This is a genomic window from Lacinutrix sp. MedPE-SW (assembly GCF_001874145.1).
In the GTDB taxonomy this organism is placed as follows: domain Bacteria; phylum Bacteroidota; class Bacteroidia; order Flavobacteriales; family Flavobacteriaceae; genus Lacinutrix.
Map to the genome: position 1 here is coordinate 266,452 of NZ_MPCX01000003.1, position 20,636 is coordinate 287,087.

Here is a 20,636-nt window from a genome sequence, read left to right on the forward strand (position 1 = left end):
AATTTTTCTTTTTAATTTTTAAAATCTTACGTAGAAGTTAACAAAATAGTTAATTCCTCTTCCGTACCAATATTTAGAGCCAAATACTCTTTCTTCGTTTGCATTATCTTCTTGTAATGCTCTATAATCTGCAGTACGACCTTGCTCGTAACCACCAGTTCTATACTCTTTATCTAGTAAGTTTCCTATACTTGCAAAGAACCCAACAAACTTATCACCAATTTTCCAAGATTTACCACCTACTAAGTTTACAACCATGTAGTCTTCAAATTCTTCTTGGCGTAATAATTCTCTGGCTTCTTCTTCGTTATAATCTGTATACGTATTACCATCGATATCTTGAGTAAAATATGTTGAACGCGCTAATGGACTTATATCTACGTAAGTATTAGAGAAAAAGTTTGCTGTTGCACCAAACCACCAATAATCTGGGTCTCTATACTCAAAACCAATAGATGCTGCACGTTGTGGTCCACCTGCTACTTTATAATCTTTTAAAGCTGTTTTATAAATTTCTCCAGAACGGTTAACTTCGTTTCCTTGATCGTCTGTATCTCTAAATTCTTCAGATGTAGAAGTTATGTATACAAATGGGTTGTTATCGTAAGTGTATTGACCTACAGAAGCAGCACCTTTTAATTTAATTGTTGGTGTTACTTGTGCTTCTATTCCTAATTCACCTCCTATGTGTCTTTTATCTGCATTAGCAACAGTTTCCTGAATAAATCCTGGTCTATTACCTTGAGTAAAGTAAAATGATACTTCGTTTGCATCTTCAATTTTAGTATAAAAACCTGTTAAACGAGCTTTAACTATTGGAGATCTAAATATATAGCTTGCATCTATAGACTTTATTTTCTCTTCTGTTAATTCTACGTTTTCTACGTTTTCTCCTAAAAACACACCTACATAGTCTTGACTTTCTCTTGAGTTAGTGTATGTATTTCTTAATGTTGGTGCTTTTGTTATATAACCACCATTAACATCAATTAAATGTTTACCTGTAATTTTATAAGTAAAACCAGCTTTACCACTAATACCTGTAAAGTCTAATTTATCTCCTTTTCCAGAAGAGTTATCTAAACGCTCTGTACCATCTGCATTTCTATAGACTTGGTTTTCGTTTTTATATAAACCTTCACGTTGGTAGTCTGTTTTAGTAAGACCTCCAGATAAATAAAAGTCTACTTTATTATATTTAAATTGTGCTTGAGCGAAACCACCAATTTCGTTAGCATATAAGTTATAGTTATATCTAAACTTGTCGCCTTCTCTAGCAATTATACCAGGATTTAATAAGTTGTAATCTGCTTGACTAAAAGCATCGATATTAGATATACCTACTGTGCTTCCTAAAAGATCTATAACTTGTGCAAAGTTTTCAGATTTTAATCTTCTATAATTAACACCTGCATTTAATAAAATGTTTTCGTTAATTTCTGTATTTAAAATTGTATTTGCAGTAAATAATTTGTCGTCTGTTCTGTCTTCATATAAAACATATGCAGCAGTATCACCAGATAAATTATTGGCTTGGTTATCTATAAATATTCTTGTCCAATCTATTTGACCATCGTTTATAAATTCCTGTTCTGCACCATATGCTGCACCATAGTTTGGTCCGTCATCATCAATTTGAGATAAGTGGTAACTTGGTAAATCTTGGTAATACGCTGGACTTGGGTTAGTACCTCCTGGGTAATCTAAACGACTATTACTAACTTTTCCAAATTGGTAACCAATATTTGTATTTAATTGCGTTCTTGGTGTAATATCCCAAGTATGATTTAACATTAAAATTGGCTCTTCAACTTCTTTAATTCGAGAATTCTTTTTCTCTCCATTCAACCAACCCCAAAATTCATTGTACTTAATTCCTTTTAAATCGTAAACTTCTTGAGTATTAGCAGAAGACTTACCTCTTCTGTTTGGCGCATAAATTGATGTAAAGTTTAAACTGTGTTTATCGTTAAACTTTTTCTCTATAGAAGCAAAAAATGAATTAGAATCGTATAATGTTGCATCTTGGAAACCTTCATTTCCCCAACGGCGACCTGCCATAATTGTATATGCCCAACCATCTTCCATTAAACCTGAAGCGTAACTTGCCATTAAACGGTTTGTGTAACTTCTATTTGAAGATGAATATGTTATACGGCCACCTTCTCTATAAGAAGAAGCTTTTGTATTGATATTCGTAGTTCCTAAAATACCTCCAAAATTATAAGCAGAAGGTTTTAAACCAGGCGTTAATTCTTGGTTACGAACAACATCGTTTAATCCACCCCAATTACTCCATTGTGGTCTACCAGTATCGAATTTATTCATTTTGATACCGTTAATTAAAACCGAGCCATTATCTGAATCTAAACCTCTTACTCTAAAGAAAGAAGAGCTAAACTCAAATGCAGCAGTTCTTTGAAAAATGTCTTGTGAAGATGATAATAAACCAGATATATTATCTGATCCACTTGTGTCATCATTTAATTCATCATCTGATAATGTAATGGTGAATAAATCTGCTTGGCTACCACGATCTACTTCAAGTGTCATATCTTGAATATCTACCGTTTTTCCTTCATTTACGATAATAGGATATCGCTTTGGTAAAAAACCTGGTTTTGAAATTTTAAGCATTTGCTCACCAAATGGAACTGGAGTAGCGAACTTAAACTGGCCAAGACCATCGGTTTTTTCTGTTTGTCCTGTTTCTTCAACAGTAATCGTTACATCTGGAATAGGTTCGTTTGTAACAGCGTCTTTAACACTTCCTTGTACAATAGTCTCTTGTGCTACTAGTGTAAAAGTTGAAAACATTCCAAATAAAAAAATAAATAAACTTTTTTTCATACTAGAAATAATAATTGTTTAAGGTTAAATTATAGTTATTTAACAGCTTGCAAACTTACATTATTTATTAGAAACATTTACCTTTGGCAAGCATTTTGTATAAATGTATAACATAAACATAACATTACACCAAATGAATAATTTAAGATTACTATTTTTAATCGCACTTTTAACTCCTTTTTTAAATGTTAATGCACAAGAGGAAAAAACGTATAAAATTCACACTGTTGCTTTTTATAATTTAGAAAACTTATTTGACACAGAAAATGACCCTGAGAAAAATGATGAGGCTAGCCCGATGATGGAAATAAAAGCTGATAGAGAAAATATTTACAAAAGAAAAGTACACAATATGGCAAGAGTAATTGCCGATATTGGTAAAGAAACAACTGGAAATGCGCCTGCTCTTTTAGGTATTTGCGAAGTTGAAAACATTAAAGTTATTGAAGATGTTGCTAATGACCCGTTACTTTTAGATAAAGATTATGGTATTGTACACTTTGAATCTCCAGATAGACGTGGTATTGATGTTGGTTTAATGTACCAAAAAGATTTATTTCAACCTATATCTAAAAGCTCTCACACTTTAAAAATTTATGATGATCAATCTAGAAAACGTGTTTATACAAGAGATCAATTATTGGTTAGTGGAGAATTAGAAGGTGACTTAGTACATATAATTGTTAATCACTGGCCTTCTAGAAGTGGTGGTGAAGCAAGAAGTAGAAGTAAAAGAATTGGTGCTGCTAAACTAAATAAACGTATTATAGATTCTTTACAATCTATAGATCCTTACGCTAAAATTATTACTATGGGAGATTTAAATGATGACCCAACTAATGCGAGTGTAAAAGATGTTTTAAAAGCTAAAAGAAAAAAGAAAGATGTTAAAGTAAAGGGTATTTACAATCCATACATTAATATGTTTAAAAAACAAGGTTTAGGCACTACAGCTTATAGAGATGCTTGGAGTTTATTTGATCAAATTATGGTTACAAAGCCTTTAATAGAAGACGATTTTTCTTCTTTTAGGTATTATAAAGCAGGTATTTATAATAAAAATTATTTAACTAATAAAAGAGGTCGTTATAAAGGATATCCTTTAAGAAGTTTTGCCGATGGCGGATTTACCGATGGATTTAGTGACCACTTTCCTGTGTATATTTACTTAGTAAAGGAAGTTAAGTAAACAAAAGAATTTATAAAAAAAGAGCGATTTCTAATTAAGAAATCGCTCTTTTTTTATACTTAAAGTTTAACTAAACCACTGTTGCCAAGGTAGTTTTACTATGACTAAAATTAGTGCTATTGTATAAAATATAGCTAAAGGCTTTAGTTTTCCAGCAGAAGTTAGTTTCTTTTTATGTTTAGAATAACCTATTGTAATTAATGCTACAGCAATTAACATAGTTAATGGATGCTCAACTGCATTAGAACGTAATGCAGAGTTACCCATAACTTCTTTCACAGTATTCTCTCCAAAATAATCTGATACAAACCAAAGTACAATACCAATTAATAATTGAATATGTGATACTATTAGAGTAAATAAAGCAATTCTAAAATCTTTAGCTTCGTACTCTTTTTTTCCAAAATGTTTTATTAAGGCATTGGCTGTTGCTATAATCATCATTACAAAGACTAAGTAAGCCCAATAGGAGTGTAAGAATTTTACTGTTGAAAGCATATTTATAATTTTTATGGTTGTTTGGCAAATGTAATAATTATTGAGCATAAAAAAACCGCTTCTAAGTAAGAAGCGGTTTTTAATTTTTATAATTTTAGATTTCTAATTACTCTTCAGTATTAAGAATCCATTCTCCATCTGTTTTAATAAGAGACATTTCTTCTTCTCCACTACCACCATCGTAAATAGCATACTTTAATACGTATTTTTGACCTTCGTCTGCACCTGGTGCTAATTGGTTTTCAAGTAAAGCTGCAAAAACAGTTAATAACATATCGTCACTCCAGTAAGCTGGATCTGTTGGTCTTCTATCAAAGTTTGAGTATTGAACCATACTAGCTACAGCACTTTCGAAATCTGGATTTTCTCCAAACTCATCTGCAATGTAACCAAACTCATCTGCTCCTAATGTAACTCTAATTGTGTTATCTGGAACCCATACTCCATTATCATAACCAAACTGTAAAGAGGTTTCAATAGTAGATTCATGAGCATTCCACATACCAGAAGTAAAAGTATAAAGGTTTCCTCTTATTTGAGCTCCAGTTGAACTAGAATAGTAATCGTAGATTACAAATAACTCTTGATCTTCTTGACCATAAGGGAAGTTTAGCTCTAAAAATGTTGGTAAATAGTTATTAGGTGAAACAGAACTACTAAAGTTGTTGTATTGACCTGGTTGTCCAGAACCTGTACCCATAGAGTCGAAATCTGCAGAACTTAAGTAATAAACATCTTCTACTAACTCCCAGTTTCCAGCTGTATATACAAAGTATTCGCCTTTAGAGTTTGTATCTCCTGTTGCTCCTAATGTTTTTATTGCTAAGTTAGAAATTCTCCAACGCGCAGCATCACCTTCATCAACTGGTGTAGCAGGATCATCACCTATAGAAGTATATTTAAATGCAATATTAATTTCTTGCCCATCGTAAGCAGAAAAATCATAATCTTCAGATGGAGCCATATCTCCTGTAGCAGGATTAGCTAATGTAATTTCATCCCAAGTAGCTGTTGCTACATCACCTGTATAATCTGTAGATACTAAAATCTTAACTAAAGAAGTATCTCCAGCAAAATCAAGCTCTTGTGTGATTTGAAATTTTAAATTTTCTTCACCGTCTAAATCAACAGTTGGTGATACTAACCACTCTACATTAGAAAATTGGTCACCAAAATATCCATTTCCTTGAACATAACCTGTTTCTGAAGTCCAAACCATATCTGCTCCAGATTCTTCAACAGATGTCCAACCTTCAAGGCTTCCTGCAAAGTTATACTCAACTATACTAGCTAAACCTACTTCTGGAGTTTCTGTATATTGCTTGTACTTTGCTAAAACAATTTGTCCTTCTGTTGGAGAAGAAATTTGAGCTGCTAATACACTTGGTATTTCAGCTGAAGCATTTACATCTGGATAAAAGCCAAATGCATCACTTCCTGTTGTAGCATAATCTGAATTAGTAAAGTTATAAATATCTGCTCCAGTTAAATCACTTACTCCTTCTGCATTTCCAATATATAGGTTATAGTTAACTAAAACTGATGATCCTTGACCGTAAAATGGATATAACTCTGCTAATAAATTTGGAATAGAATCTTTAGCTTGATCTTCAGAATCGAAACTTCCAAAACCTAAATCGAAAGCATCATAATCATCTTCTGTTAAAGTGTATTCAAAAGCGCCAACGTTAGGCTCTTCTGGTAATGCATCAATTTCTTCATTGATGTCTTCAAGCGGATTACAACCTGTAAAGATTGCGGCCGCAACTACTAATAAATAAATTACTTTTTTCATTTTCTTTTTTTTTAAAAGTTAAGTTTCATACCAACACTAAATGTTCTTCCGAAACCGTAATATACTCTTGCTGTTCTAAAAGTAGAGTCATCTCCATCTTGAGCATCAGCAATATATTCTGTATTAAATACATTGTTTATTCTACCTGTTAAAGTAGCATCAAAACCACCAAAACTAAATCCATGTCTTAAGGCTGTATCAAAGATACCGTACGCAGGAACTTTCCATGCGTCTGGTCCAGCAGTACCTCTTTCACTTGGATCGAATTGTGCGTATAAGTTATCAAAATAATTGTAATCTATAGTAAATGTAGTTTTAGGTGTTAATTTATAATTAGTACCTAAAGCTAATGTTGTTTGTGCTGCATCACCTACGTGTAAATCTTCAATTATTATATCTACAGTTCGAACTAGTGTATTTGTCTCATCGAAAATCTCAACTCCTTCAATATTGTTTTGCCATCTCCAGTCTCCAAGAGAAGCCATACCTGTTATTGTTAAATCATCAGTAGCTTTATATTTTAAATCTACTTCAATACCTTGGTGTAATGCGTTTACTCCTAAAATATTAGCAAAAGCTCTTGAACCATCTTGTAATTGGAAACTTGCAACTTCTGTTCTATCATTCCATGTTGTATGGTATAAGTTAACATTTGCAGATAATTTTTCTCCTCTATAACCATATCCAACTTCAAAACTAGTAATTTTTTGGTTTTCTGCATCTTCGTTAACATCAACGTTGTTTCTGTTAGCGAATACAGAGTTGAAATATGGTGCTTTTTCAAAGTATCCTAAGTTAGCGAATACATTATGATTTCCATCAATATTGTAGTTTGCTCCACCTTTTGCTCCATAACCAAAAAAGTTATAGAAATCTGTTTCTCTTAATGGATCGCTTTCTAAATATAAGAAACGATCAACTCTTTTATAAGCAGTATTAGATGCTGATAAAGATACAAATGCAGATAATTGATCTTTAGAATATTCTGCTTGAGCAAATGCTCCAAACCAGTTTACTATACCATCATTATCATAAAAAATCTTATCTCCAACTTGCGCTTGAAAATTTGGATTGTTAACATCGCTATTATCTAATGCGTATTGACCACCTAATAAATCTGTAACTTCTGTAAAGTGAATACCTTTATAATTTCTATAATCTAAACCACCTAATAAAACGATTTCATCTGTTAAGTCTGTTTTTAATGTAGATAATACACCATACCAGTTGTGATCGTTTCTTGAAGCTCTTAAAAAAGATTCTGAACCGTTAACTCCTGCAGCTTCATTTTCTGCAACAATTCTATCGAAATCAATTGTACCTAATTCTCCAATTCTATATTCTGAGTTAGAAAGAGCGAATTTAGTTCCGTCTCCTCCGGTTCCACCTCCACCACCAGAACCAAACGATACGTAGGCTGCTGTTGATAACGATGTTTTATCTGAAATATCCCAATAGTGATTTAAAGAGATTTGAGGTTTATGGTAGAAGTTATCTTCTGCGTGAGTTACTTGTCCATTTTTATATCCCCAATCTGAATTGAATTTTATACCACGTTCGCTATCTCTATAAACAGACATGTTGTGGTTTGTTTGTCTTTGACCGTGACGTTGTTTAGCTCCAAAAGCTGTAAACGATAACTTATGTTCGTCATTAAGTTGTTTAGATAAGTTAACGAAGTAAGAAATTGCGTTAAATTCTGTACCATCTACATAACCGTTACCGTCTGTTTTTGAAGCAGAAACTGTGGCAGCAAAATCGTTATCCATTAAACCCGTTGAGTAAGTTACTCCATATTTTTCGTAACCATCGTTTCCTAAAGTAGCGTATACATTACCACCTTCTTCTACATCTGTAGTTTTAGAGATAATATTAATTGTACCACCAACAGAAGGTACTGCAACTTTAGAAGCACCAAGACCTCTTTGTACTTGCATAGAGCTTGTTACATCTCCTAAACCAGCCCAGTTAGACCAGTAAACTCTACCGTTTTCCATATCGTTAACCGGCACACCGTTAATCATTACGGCAACATTTTCTGAATCGAAACCACGTAAATTAATACGACCGTCTCCATAACCTCCACCAGCTTTTGTAGCGTATACACCTGGTGTAGATTTTAATACTTCAGGAAATTCTTGAGTTCCTAATTTTAGAGAAATTTCATTTGCTCTAATAGTAGATACAGCAACTGGAGTTTTTCTATCTACAGCAACTGATGCAATAATATTTACCTCTTGTAAACCAAATTCACTAGGCGCTAAAGTAATTTCACCAAGATTAGTATCTCCTGTGATATCAAACTCTTGAGTTAAATATCCAACAAAAGAGATTGCTATTTTACTATTACTGCTTTTAGTAGTTAAACTAAAGTTACCATCAAAATCTGAAGAAATACCATTACTAGTACCTACTTCAATGATATTTACACCTGGCATTGGTGAGTTAGTTTCTGGATCTAGCACAGTACCTGTTACTACACTTTGAGCCAATGTAATTGCTGAACATAAGAATGTTACTGCAAGAAACAAAATTTTAAAATTGTTCTTCATTTTGTTAGATTAATTTGTTTGTTTAATTTTTGTCAAAATTACGCATATCTGCGCCGGTAATATTAACTCAATGTTAACATTTCGTAAATTATTTTTAACAACTATTTAACTTGAGGATGGTTTAAATAAAGAAAAATCTTAAGATTGTTTATTTAAAGTCGTTGTAAAATTGAAGAATATTTTTTGTAGACCTATCGTGGCTATCAAAATTACCTGAAGACATGTCTTTTAAAATGTTATTTGCTAACTGCTTACCAAGCTCAACACCAAATTGATCGTAACTAAATATATTCCATATAATACCTTGAACAAATATTTTATGTTCATAAAGCGCAATTAACTTCCCTAAGCTTTCTGGTGTAAGCTTTTTTATAAAAATTGAATTTGTAGGTTTATTACCTTCGAATACTTTATATGGTAAAAGTTTTTCTATTTCTGAAGTAGATAGTTTTGTTTTTTCTAACTCTGCTTTAACCTGTGCTTTTGTTTTTCCATTTAATAGTGCTTCGGTTTGCGCTATGTAATTTGAAATTAATTTATCTTGATGCTCTTGATTTCCATGTAGAGATTGTGCAAAACCTATAAAATCTGCTGGGATTAATTTAGTACCTTGATGGATTAATTGAAAAAAAGCATGTTGAGAGTTTGTTCCTGGTTCTCCCCAAATTAATGTTCCTGTTTGATAATTTACTCTTTCTCCATTACGGTCTATACTTTTCCCATTACTTTCCATAATACCTTGCTGTAAATATGTAGCAAATTGATTAAGGTATTGCGAGTAACCTATTACAGCTTCACTTTCGGCATTAAAAAAGTTGTTATACCATATAGTTAATAAAGAAAGAATTACTGGAATATTATTCTCGAACGCTTCATTTTTAAAATGTAAGTCCATTTTGTTAGCGCCTTCCAATAATTTATCAAAATTCTTAAAGCCTACAGCTAAACTAATACTTAAACCTACAGCGCTCCAAAGAGAAAAACGACCACCAACCCAATTCCACATTGGAAATATGTTGTTTTCGTCTATGCCAAAACCTTTAACCTTTTCAATATTTGTAGAAACTGCAACAAAGTGTTTTGCTACATCACTTTTATTTGCGTGATTTAAAAACCAATTTTTAATCGTAGTAGCGTTAGAGAGTGTTTCTTGTGTTGTAAATGTTTTAGATACAATTACAAACAGTGTTGTTTCTGGGTCTAATTTTTTTAGTACTTCGTTTACATGATCTCCATCTACATTACTTACAAAGTGTGTTGTTAAATGGTTTTTATAGAACTGCAACGTATCTACTACCATTGCAGGCCCTAAATCACTACCACCAATACCAATGTTTACAATGGTTTTAAATTCTTTGCCTGTGTACCCTTTTAATTCACCGTTAATAATTTGATTACTAAATTTTTCAATTTTAGATTTTACTTCAAATATTTCTGGCATTACATTTTTCCCATCTACTATAACATTATCTGTTATTTTTCCGCGAAGCGCTGTGTGTAAAACAGCTCTATTTTCGGTTTGATTTATTATTTCACCATCAAAATATGCTGATATTGCTTCTTTTAGATTTACTTGTTTTGCTAAATCTAATAATAAGCTTAGCGTTTCTTCTGTAATTCTATTTTTAGAAAAATCTACAAAAAAATCCTCCCATTTTAAAGAAAGGTTGTTTGCTCTTTCTTTATTTTTTTCAAATAAGTTTTTCATTTCTAAATCTTTTACAGATTCGAAATGATTTTGCAAAGCTTTCCAAGCTTGTGTAGTGGTTGGGTTTATAGATGGTAATACCATTATTGTAATTGGGTTATCAGGTTATCTTGTGAAATTAATAAACTATCCATCTCTATTTCTTCTATAGGTTCTACTGGATATTCAATATTATCTAATTGAATTTTTAAGGGTTTTATAAATTCTAAAAACTCAGTTTTTAAGCTGTCTGAAATTGGTTTTGCTTCTGGTAATTTTTGTTTAAATGGGTCTACTTGTTTTCCGTTTTTCCAGAAACGATAACATACGTGTGGTCCTGAAGTATTTCCTGTCATGCCCACATAACCTATTACTTCGCCTTGTTTTACAAAGTCTCCAACTTTAGCTTTACGCTTAGACATATGTAAATATTGGGTTGTATAAGTACTATTATGTTTAACTTTTACATAATTACCATTACCACCACGCCTTGCAGATTCTATTACAGTACCATTTGCTGTAGACATAATTGGAGTTCCAACTTTGGCTGCAAAATCTGTACCTTTATGTGGCCTTATTCTATTTCCATACAAGGCTATACGTCTTCTTAAATTGTAACGAGATGAAATACGACTGAAACTTACTGGAGATTTTAAAAATGCTCGACGCAAATTTTTTGCTTCTTCATTAAAATAATCTCTAATACCTAAAACGGTATCTGTTTCAAATTCGAAAGCATAAAAAGGTTCTTTATTATGTTCAAAGTATGCTGCTTTAATTTCGTGTATTCCTGCATATATTGAATCGTCGATATACTTTTCTGTATACACAACTTTAAATTTATCGTTTTTTTGAAGTCTTGAAAAATCTATTGTCCAGGCATAAATATCACTCATTCTCAAGGCTAACATAAATGGTTTTCCTTGATCATCTAACGCGTTTGAAATATTTGATTCTATAACTCCAGAAACTGTTTTTTCTACGTATTTAATTGGTTTTGTACTTGTATAAGCTTTAATAGAATCTTGAAAATCTACTACAGCATAACGTTCTTTTGTAGGTTGATAAATAAAGCATTTTGGTGTTTGCAAAGAATCGTTAGCACAGAGTATGGTGTATGGTTTGCCTACTTGAAGTTTTCTAACATCAAAACTGTCTTTTGATGCTTCTGCGATTTCGAAAATTTTTGGGTAACTTATATTATTACGTTCTAAAATTACGCCAAAGGTATCTCCACTTTTAATGGTATCTCTTTTTACAATAAAGTCTTTTAAATTAAACCCAAACTCATACAACTCTTCAGGTTCAATTACAGAAACCGTTTCTAAATCTTGTTTATTTTCTTTTTCTTCTTTGCAGCTATTTAGGGTTAAGAAAAAAACTAAAAGTATTACAAGTTTTTTCCCCAATCTTCTAATTCTTTCGTACTCCATAAATCTGGAAAAAATATTCGTCTTTGATATTTTGGATGCATGTATTTTACCCATTCGCTTCCTCCTGTTGCTTCTGCTGTTTTACCACCAATGTTTAAATAGTGGTTTGCGGTGTTATAATGTGCCATTACCCATGTTATATTTACTGTATAATCATAATGGCGCATGGCTTTAATTAAATCTTTATCTTCTTTAACCTCTTGTGGTAAACCTTTAAAGATTGTCCACAAATTATGAGTGTTATAGAACTCTGCAAATCTAATAAATTCGTCTTTGTATTTCTCTTCGAAAACTGTTAATGTATAAGATTTTTTTCCGGTTTTATAATCTTTTCCTGCTGCTTGCCAATATAAATGTTCGAAAGCATGTTCAAATGAAGTATTACGATCTATTGTCTCTCTAAAGCGATTATCTATCAAGTTTATTAACTCTGTAGATGCGAATTCTATTTTACGATATTGCGCACTTTGAAAACCACTTGCTGGAGTTAATGTATTTCTAAATTTATTATACTGTTCTATATCCATACCATCTTTCATTACTGTAAAAGATGATGTTAAAACATCAAAATAGCGACTTATTCGCATTATTTTTGTTTCGAAAAATGCTGCGGTAATATTTTCTTTTTTTGCAACTTGGTCTATTTCCCAAAGAATCATTTTAAATAACAACTCGTTGACTTGATGATACATTAAAAACACCATTTCATCTGGTAATGTTGTACGTTGTACTTGAAGATTTAAAAGTGCATCGGTTTGTATATAATCCCAATAATCTATTGGTTTACTATGTAACAAACCATCTAGGTGTGTGTTTACATTTTGACCTAAGTTTTTATATTTATCTATTAATTGATCTGTTGTATTTTGGTCTATACTCATTAGTTTTCTACAATAATTTTGAATGGATGTTTTAATCCTTTCCAAGCAACCAAGTCTGCTCTTAAAGAACCTACCGCTAAATCTGCTTTTATACGTAAAGGTACTTTATTTTTATCTTTAGTTACCCAAAGTGTTAAACTTTCTTCTTCTTTAAACACGCGACCTGCCATTACATAAGGCCTAAAAACTAAAGATTCTACTTTATTACCATTATTCATTTTTATGGTTTCTTCTCCTAAATATTTAAGTTTGAAGCCATAAGTTTCTTCATCGAAAAACATATCTAATTTCACCTCATCGCCAATTTTTAAACTTGAGGTATCAATATTATTTCGTAAATAATAAAATGTTGAAACCATATCTTGCACATTTGCATTGGTTTCTACCGTTTTTTTAGTTTTATATTTTTTATTGTGTATTAAGGCTTTGTTTTCTGCTTGATTAAATTTAATCTCGATATCTTTAGTGTGACCACCTTCGTCTATTTTTCTAATAAATTTATAAGGTAAAATTGTATTTGCATCAAAGTAACTTTCGTATCTGTCTTCAACTTTAAAAAACCATTTAATTGCTCCTGTTGTCCAACCTTTACCAACTACATGATATACTGGTTTTCCATCTAGCGTTTTTTCTTTTACAGAGAGTGTTGCATTACCTGCTTTTAAAAAGCCACTATAGCTCATTTTAAACTTAAACCACTCACCACTTTTAAATGAACTTTCTTGAGAGAAACCCAAATTAAATGTGAGTATTGCTATTATTATAAATGTAAATTTTTTCATAGTTTTTGTCTTATTATAAACAACTTAGAAGCTATTTATTTATTGCTCTATAAAGTTAGATTACAATTACTATTCCAAAAATATAAATAAAAAAACACCACTATAGTATTAGTGATGTTTTTTATTTGTTATTTATTTTAGCTTTTATAGGGTTCCTCTTTTTGCTTGTTCTCTCTCTATAGACTCAAACAAAGCTTTAAAGTTTCCTGCTCCAAAACCTTTTGCTCCCATACGTTGAATGATTTCGAAAAAGAGTGTTGGTCTATCTTCTACTGGTTTTGTGAAAATTTGAAGTAAGTATCCTTCTTCATCGGCATCTATCATGATACCTAAGGCTTTTAGTTTTTCGATATCTTCTTTTAGCTCATGGCTAAATTCTTCTAAACGGCCAGGTACAGATTTATAATATTCGTCTGGTGGTGTTGATAAAAATTCCACACCATTAGCGCGTAATTGTGATACTGTTTTTAAAATATCGTCTGTAGCTACTGCTATGTGTTGTACTCCTGCACCTTCGTAGAAATCTAAATACTCTTCTATTTGTGAGCGTTTTTTTCCTTCGGCTGGTTCGTTTATTGGGAATTTAATTCTTCCGTTACCATTAGACATTACTTTACTCATTAATGCTGAGTATTCTGTATGTATTTGCTTATCATCGAAAGACAAAAAGTTTTCAAAACCCATAACGTCTTCATACCATTTTACCCATACATCCATTTGGTTCCAGCCTACATTACCAACCATGTGATCTATGTATTTTAAGCCTGCTGTTGGTGGATTATAATCTGACTCCCATTTTTGGAATCCTGGTAAAAATGCGCCGTTATAATTTTTACGTTCTACAAACATGTGTACTGTTTCGCCATAGGTGTAAATTCCTGCTCTTACTACTTCGCCGTGCTCGTCTTTTTCTACTGTTGGCTCCATATAAGATTTTGCTCCTCTAGAGGTGGTTTCTTGGTAAGCTTTTCTAGCATCTTCAACCCATAATGCTACTATTTTAACACCATCGCCATGTTTTACAATATGGTCGTTTATTGGCGATTTACTGTTTAATGGTGTTGTTAGCATTAACTTAATTTTGTCTTGTGTTAAGACATAACTTACAGAATCTGTTGAGCCTGTTTCTAAGCCTTTGTATGCGTGCGATTGAAAACCGAATGCTGTTTTGTAAAAGTGCGCTGCTTGTTTAGCATTACCCACGTAAAACTCTACGTAGTCTGTTCCTAAAAGTGGAAGGAAATCTTGTGCGCCTTCGAATATTTTTTCTAAACCGTAGTTTACTGATTCTATTTCTTTTTTACTCATGATGTTTATATTTTTTCTTCTTGTTTTAAGAAGTACTCAATTTAATTGATTGAGCGTGTACTTTTTGATTTTACTATTACTTAGCTAATATTTTAGCCCTGATTGATGCGGCATCCTTTTTTTATTTTTCTTAAAAAAAGATATAGCGGAAAGCAGGAAATAGCTTCTAATTATTTTAATGTTCTAACCAGGATTTGTAATAATCTTCGTCTGCTATTTTCATAGCTTCTTCTGTTACCATTAATGGTTTAAAGGTGTCTACCATTACTGCGAGTTCTTCGGTTTTGGTTTTACCTATACTTTTTTCGGTTGTTCCTGGATGTGGACCATGTGGTATTCCTGCTGGATGCAGCGAAATGTGACCTTGGTCTATATCGTTACGGCTCATAAAATCGCCATCTACGTAATACAACACTTCGTCACTGTCTATGTTACTGTGGTTGTATGGTGCTGGTATGCTTTGCGGATGATAGTCGTACAAACGTGGTACGAAACTACAAATAACGAAGGCGTCTGTCTCGAAGGTTTGATGTACTGGTGGCGGTTGGTGTACGCGACCTGTAATTGGCTCGAAATCGTGTATTGAAAATGCGTATGGATAGTTATAACCGTCGTAACCAACAACATCGAATGGATGTGATGCGTAAACCATATCGAAAATCTCGTCTTGTTTTTTAACTTTCATTAAAAAGTCTCCAGACTCGTTATTGGTTTCTAATTCGTAAGGTCTGCGTAAATCGCGCTCGCAATATGGCGAATGTTCTAATAACTGCCCAAACCAATTACGGTAACGTTTTGGTGTGTAAATTGGCCTGCGAGACTCGACTATAAACAGTCTATTATCTTCTGTATCGAAGTCTATTTTGTAAATTATACCTCTTGGTATTATTAAATAGTCGCCGTATTTAAAGTCTAGATTACCTAGATGTGTACGTAATTTTCCTGAGCCTTTATGAATGAAAATCATCTCGTCTGCATCTGAGTTTTTATAAAAATAATCTGTTGTAGATTGTTTTGGTGCAGATAGTATAATTGTACAATCGCTATTTGTTAAAACGGCTTTGCGACTTTTTAAATAATCGTTTTCTGGTTTTACTTGAAACCCTCTAAAACGATAGGATTGTATGTGGTTTTTTTTAGCAATTTTTGGTGCAACACTGTATTGTCCTTTTATTTCTTTTACTTGTGTTGGTCTTTGTTCGTGGTAGGAGTTTGTACTCATACCATCGAAACCTATGGTACCAAAAAGTTGCTCGTAATATAAAGACCCATCTTTTTTTCTAAATTGTGTGTGTCTTTTGTGTGGGATGTTTCCTAATTTATGATAGAATGGCATTTTTTTAGTTTTTATGAATTAAAAATTAAAGTAGAAAGTAACACTTTTACTTTACTAAATGCGAAATAGGGAACAGGCAAATCACTCAGGATTTCTTTTTATAAGAAACTTTAAGAAGGTTAGTAAGTCTTGCCAATTTGATTCCATACAAAACAAATATCGTGAATATTATGCAGTTAATAAAATGTATGTTTTCTAAATTTAAAAAAGACTAAAACCAGAAGCCTAAATTAAAAAACCAAAAACTTTCACGAGACTCTGGTGAGTAAGAAAATTTCGCCTCTATTGGGCCTAAAAATGTTTCTATACCATAACCTAATGCATAGCCAGAATAATCTGGGAGCGAAAACCAATCTACAGTACTGAATAAATTATTTTTAGCATTTGCAAAGTTAGCAGATGCTAAAATGTGCTGCCTTTTAAAAAGCTCATAATCTAAATTAACAGTAGCTTTTAACATACTATTTGATTGTATTGATAAATAATCGTAACCATAAAAAGATTTAAAATTATTTATAAAATTATTAGCATAACCACCTAAAATAAAATTTAAAAATGAATTATTTTTTGCATTAATTTTTGCTCCAGCTTCTGCCAAAATATTTGCTGAAAACTTTGAAGAAAAACTATGCGCATACCCTAAATCTGCTTTTATAATTGAAAACTCTGAAAAACTATTATTAAAATCTGATGAGTAAAAATAAAAATTAAAATCTCCATTAAAATACAAGCCTTCGTTTGGGTAGTATTTATTATCGTAAGAATCGTACCTAATGTTTGAATATGCACTAAAATAATCGCTATTATCGAATGCTGTTTCTCTTTGATTGTTTGACGATAAAACGGTTTCTGTAGTAATTTTATAATGCTTATGTTCTAAACCTAACGTAAGTGCCAAATCGTTTTTGTATTGGGTTTGTAAAAAAACTTTATTTGTTAAGTCTGTTACTTTAACTCCTAGTTTATTTACTCCTGCCATAGTTAACTCTTCTGGCGTTAAAAATGCAGATGCTGCTACACTTTTATTAAATTCATTATACCTAGACTTTACACCGTAACTCCAATATATTCCTTTATCAACATAATATTCAAAATTGTATCTCACGTTATCTCCTGCAATTAAATCTAGTGACAAAACATCACTTTTAAATAACAACTGTTTTTTTGTAATGTTAGCTAGTAATGCACTTTTATATAAACCATCGTAATGCAAAGCAAATTTTAATGATGTTGTTTTATCTGTTTCTTTTAATTCTGTATTTAAATTATAACCTTTAACTCCATTTTTTTCTGCTCTTTTTAAACTATAGGTAAAACTATCGAAGTTATTTGTTGCTACTAAATTATTAGTCCCACTTATAAAATCATCATAACTTATGGTTTGATCTGGCCTCATTTTTAATTTACCTATAACATAAGACCTCGTATAGTTTTCTAATCCTTTTATATTAATATCTAAAATATGTAAACTATCTGGTGTTTTTTTGCTTTTTACATCAACGGTTTTTTTTATTTGTTTATTTGCTAATTCTTTAAGTTCGTCAATTTTTAAATTAGCTGCAATTATTCCGTTATTTATAATTTCTGGTCCATCATCAAAAGAGACTACTGTAAACTTTGTAATATCTGGTTTAATATAAATATCTGTTTTAGGGGCTTTAACTTTCATATCGTTTATAGTACGAAAGTTATTTATTTGAAATAATATTTCTGGAGCTGATGACAAATCGGTTCTATTTGCTAAACCATCTTGAACATCGACACCAATAATAACGTCCATGCCTTTTGCTCTTAACTCGTCTATTGGATAATTATTTGTAACTCCTCCATCTATTAAAAGTTGATCGTCTATTAATACTGGCTGAAATAAAGATGGAAATGCTCCACTAGCTTTAATTGCTTGCGGTAGGTTACCACTATCTAAAAGTATTGGTTGGCCATTTTCTATATTGGTTGCTATACAGAAAAAAGGAATTGGCAGTTTACTAAAATCTTCAATATGATTAACGTGCATTGTTAATTTAGACAGTAAATTAAATGTATTTTGACCTCGTGATAATGCTGAAGGTAATTTAATTTCAAAATCGTTAAATGGAAGAATTACGGCGTATTTTTCATAATTTTCTCTTTCATAAAACGTTTTAGCTGCTCGTGGTATGTTATCGTTTATAATTTTATCAAAATCTACAGATTTAAATATAGAATCTAATTGTTTACCAGAATAACCAGATGCATATAGTGAGCCAACAATCGCTCCCATACTGGTTCCTGCTACATAATCTATTCTAATACCTAAACTATCTATAACTTTTAATGCTCCTATATGTGCTAAACCTTTTGCGCCACCACCGCTTAAAACCAAACCTACTTTTGGCTCTTTACTTTCACTGTTTTGAGCTAACAATTTAGCGTTAACAGAAAATAATAGTAATATTACGATGATGTAATTTTTCATTTAATCTTTTTCGTTTTTATGAAAATAACTATAAATTTTATCTGCTCTAGAGACTCCTACTACATTTTCAAGTTCATCAAGTTTTGCGTTTGCAATTCGTTTTGCAGATTTAAAAACTTTTAATAAATCTACAATTGTTTTTTCACCTATTCCTGGAATATTTTGCATTTCTGTATTTAATGCTTGTTTGCTACGTTTGTTTCTATGGTGTTCTATACCAAAACGGTGCGCTTCATTTCTTAATTGCTGTATGATTTTTAAAGTTTCACTTTTTTTATCTAAATATAATGGAATAGGATCGTTTGGATAAAACAATTCTTCTAATCTTTTTGCAATACCTATTATTGCTATTTTTCCTCTTAAGCCTAATACATCTAAACTTTTTAAGGCTGATGACAACTGCCCTTTTCCGCCATCAATAATAATTAACTGTGGTAAAGGCTCTTGCTCTTCTAATAGACGTTTATATCTTCTATAAACAACTTCTTCCATTGAGGCAAAATCATCTGGACCTACTACCGTTTTTATATTAAAATGTCTGTAATCTTTTTTACTAGGTTTTCCGTTTTTAAAAACAACACAAGCTGCAACTGGATTTGTACCTTGAATATTTGAATTATCAAAACATTCAATATGTCGAGGCTCTTGGTTTAAACGCAAATCTTTTTTCATTTGCGCCATTATTCGCTTTACGTGACGATCTGGATCTGTAATTTTAACCTGTTTAAAACGCTCCATTCTGTAATATTTTGCATTTCTAATAGAGAGATCTAAAATGCGTCTTTTATCGCCTAATTGAGGTAGTGAAACTTTAATATTATCACCAACATTTACTTTAAACGGAACATAAATTTCTTTAGATTTAGAGTTAAAACGTTCTCTAATTTCAATAATAGCAAGTTCTAATAATTCTTTATCTGTTTCATCAAGTTTCTTTTTTATCTCTAAGGTATGTGAGCGAATTATTGAGCCATAAGATATTTGAAGAAAGTTTATATAACCGTAACTCTCGTCGCTTACTATAGAAAAAACATCTACATTACTAATTTTAGGGTTTATTATTGTAGACTTCGCTTGGTAATTTTCTAAAATTTCAATTTTTTCTTTTATTTTTTGAGCATCTTCAAATTGCATATTTTCTGCGAAAATTTGCATTTGCTCTCTAAATTGCTCTAAAGAATCTTTAAAATTTCCTTTTATTATTTCTCTTATTGCTGCAATATTTTCATGATAACTAGCTTCTGTTTCAAGTCCTTCACAAGGTCCTTTACAGTTGCCTAAATGATATTCTAAACAGACTTTAAATTTACCAGAACTAATATTTTCTTGAGATAATTTATAATTACATGTTCTTAACTTATATAAACCTTTAATTAAATCTAGTAAAGTCTTTACGGTTTTCATACTAGTGTACGGTCCAAAATACTCACTACCATCTTTAATAACACGTCGTGTTGGAAATACTCTAGGAAAACGTTCTTTTTTAATGCAAATCCAAGGATAAGATTTATCGTCTTTTAAAAGCACATTGTATCTTGGCTTATGCTTTTTTATTAAATTATTTTCTAGGAGCAAAGCATCTGTTTCTGTCTTTACAACAATATGCTTTATATCTGCAATCTTTTTAACTAGAACTCTTGTTTTACCACTATCATGGTTTTTTGTAAAGTAAGAGCTTACTCTTTTTTTTAAATTTTTTGCTTTACCCACATAAATAATATTACCTTCAGCATCGTAATATTGATACACTCCTGGAGAAGTAGGTAATGTTTTTAATAAAATATCTAACGGTGAATTTTGCATTAAACCAAAGGTAATTATTTTAATGGTTTAGTAACAATTAAGAAAGTGCTTAAATCGTTAAAGTTTT

General features: G+C 31.5%; 13 protein-coding genes. 1 reads left to right on the forward strand and 12 read right to left on the reverse strand.

Annotated features, from left to right (window positions below; translation table 11 throughout):
* Positions 1–18: 18 nt before the first annotated feature.
* A complete protein-coding gene (locus tag BM549_RS04750) occupies positions 19–2,850 on the reverse strand; it encodes a carboxypeptidase regulatory-like domain-containing protein (protein ID WP_290469219.1) in 2,832 nt (943 codons plus the stop codon).
* Positions 2,851–2,983: 133 nt separating this feature from the next.
* Here BM549_RS04750 and BM549_RS04755 point away from each other — a divergent pair, with 133 nt between their 5' ends.
* Positions 2,984–4,039 carry an endonuclease/exonuclease/phosphatase family protein gene (locus tag BM549_RS04755; RefSeq protein WP_290469220.1) on the forward strand — a complete coding sequence of 352 codons (1,056 nt, stop codon included), beginning with the start codon at positions 2,984–2,986 and terminating at the stop codon, positions 4,037–4,039.
* A gap of 66 nt (positions 4,040–4,105) precedes the next feature.
* On the opposite strand, the gene BM549_RS04760 is transcribed toward BM549_RS04755, so the two are convergent.
* The 11 genes from BM549_RS04760 to uvrC form a co-directional block, all read right to left on the reverse strand.
* Positions 4,106–4,537, reverse strand: coding sequence for a hypothetical protein (locus BM549_RS04760; protein ID WP_290469221.1), 432 nt, complete (start codon positions 4,535–4,537; stop codon positions 4,106–4,108).
* Positions 4,538–4,643: 106 nt separating this feature from the next.
* Positions 4,644–6,332, reverse strand: a complete 1,689-nt coding sequence (locus BM549_RS04765) for a choice-of-anchor J domain-containing protein (protein ID WP_290469222.1) — start codon at positions 6,330–6,332, stop codon at positions 4,644–4,646.
* An 11-nt stretch (positions 6,333–6,343) separates the two neighbouring features.
* On the reverse strand, positions 6,344–8,884 hold the full coding sequence (locus tag BM549_RS04770) for a TonB-dependent receptor (protein WP_290469223.1): 2,541 nt from the start codon (positions 8,882–8,884) through the stop codon (positions 6,344–6,346).
* A gap of 148 nt (positions 8,885–9,032) precedes the next feature.
* Positions 9,033–10,676, reverse strand: coding sequence for a glucose-6-phosphate isomerase (gene pgi, locus BM549_RS04775; RefSeq protein WP_290469224.1), 1,644 nt, complete (start codon positions 10,674–10,676; stop codon positions 9,033–9,035).
* Complete coding sequence (locus BM549_RS04780) at positions 10,676–12,004, reverse strand: peptidoglycan DD-metalloendopeptidase family protein (protein WP_290469225.1); 1,329 nt, start codon at positions 12,002–12,004, stop codon at positions 10,676–10,678. The genes pgi and BM549_RS04780 overlap by 1 nt, the downstream gene beginning before the upstream one ends.
* Positions 11,962–12,885, reverse strand: coding sequence for a tryptophan 2,3-dioxygenase family protein (locus tag BM549_RS04785; RefSeq protein WP_290469226.1), 924 nt, complete (start codon positions 12,883–12,885; stop codon positions 11,962–11,964). Before BM549_RS04785 ends, BM549_RS04780 begins: the two co-directional genes overlap by 43 nt.
* Positions 12,885–13,667: a DUF3108 domain-containing protein gene (locus BM549_RS04790; RefSeq protein ID WP_290469227.1), complete on the reverse strand. Its 783-nt coding sequence runs from the start codon at positions 13,665–13,667 to the stop codon at positions 12,885–12,887. The genes BM549_RS04785 and BM549_RS04790 overlap by 1 nt, the downstream gene beginning before the upstream one ends.
* A 144-nt stretch (positions 13,668–13,811) precedes the next feature.
* A complete protein-coding gene (gene hppD / locus BM549_RS04795; RefSeq protein ID WP_290469228.1) occupies positions 13,812–14,975 on the reverse strand; it encodes a 4-hydroxyphenylpyruvate dioxygenase in 1,164 nt (387 codons plus the stop codon).
* A 175-nt stretch (positions 14,976–15,150) separates the two neighbouring features.
* Positions 15,151–16,311 (reverse strand): homogentisate 1,2-dioxygenase, encoded by a 1,161-nt coding sequence (locus BM549_RS04800; protein WP_121050434.1) that lies wholly within the window; start codon positions 16,309–16,311, stop codon positions 15,151–15,153.
* Positions 16,312–16,522: 211 nt separating this feature from the next.
* The gene (locus BM549_RS04805; RefSeq protein WP_290469229.1) at positions 16,523–18,766 is read right to left on the reverse strand and encodes a patatin-like phospholipase family protein; all 2,244 of its coding nucleotides are present in this window, start codon (positions 18,764–18,766) and stop codon (positions 16,523–16,525) included.
* The gene (uvrC, locus tag BM549_RS04810; RefSeq protein ID WP_290469230.1) at positions 18,767–20,569 is read right to left on the reverse strand and encodes an excinuclease ABC subunit UvrC; all 1,803 of its coding nucleotides are present in this window, start codon (positions 20,567–20,569) and stop codon (positions 18,767–18,769) included.
* Positions 20,570–20,636: the final 67 nt, after the last annotated feature.